Source organism: Vibrio sp. D173a (assembly GCF_030248475.1).
On sequence record NZ_JAHGAH010000956.1, the window covers coordinates 1 to 618 of the forward strand.

2 protein-coding genes are annotated in these 618 nt (G+C 42.6%); one reads left to right on the forward strand and one right to left on the reverse strand.

The window, feature by feature from the left end; translation table 11 throughout:
• The coding region (locus tag KIV40_RS30525; protein ID WP_285353027.1) for an MOSC domain-containing protein at positions 1–222 on the reverse strand (222 nt) is incomplete at its 3' end.
• Between the two features lie 226 nt (positions 223–448).
• Here KIV40_RS30525 and KIV40_RS30530 point away from each other — a divergent pair.
• Positions 449–607: a YqaE/Pmp3 family membrane protein gene (locus KIV40_RS30530; protein WP_032550463.1), complete on the forward strand. Its 159-nt coding sequence runs from the start codon at positions 449–451 to the stop codon at positions 605–607.
• Positions 608–618: the final 11 nt, after the last annotated feature.

Here is a 618-nt window from a genome sequence, read left to right on the forward strand (position 1 = left end):
CAGGCCATCCGGCTGTAGACTAGATGACACTTTAACCATCTGTGGGTATTTGCGAGCCGTTACCATTGACCCATCAGCCAGTGCCAACATAAAACGTCGGTCAAAGCTCAGACCTGGTTTCTCGACCCATGCACTTGATAGCGAGATCCCACCCACCGATTTAACCGGGTAGACATTCACTTGAGAGAGATAAGGGCTTTGCGCTTCCGAGGACTTTGACATAACGACTCCAGTGTTATTAGATTTTTAACAATGCTAACAAATGCGATTACTTTTAGGAACTCACTCGCAATAAACACTTGATACTAAGCTATTATATTGAGAAGTGAGCAAAATACGACTTTAACCATCACTCATGTTATAAATCGATAGCATCTTGCTGATTCACGCAATATCTCGAAAAGTAAGATGCGGCTTTTGGAATTTCATTGAATAAAAAGGAATTATCATGAATAAACTTCTCGTCATCATTTTATGTGTTCTTCTACCACCACTGGGCGTGTTCGTTGCTCGCGGCGCTGGTAAAGACTTACTAATCAACATTGTGCTTACGATTTTCTTCTGGGTCCCAGGAATGATTCACGGCTTATGGGTCGCGACACGATAATCGAGCACATT

What these genes read in the sequence shown, in the direction of transcription:
- KIV40_RS30530 (WP_032550463.1), top strand. Translation starts at nt 449, where the DNA reads ATGAATAAACTTCTCGTCATCATTTTATGTGTTCTTCTACCACCACTG.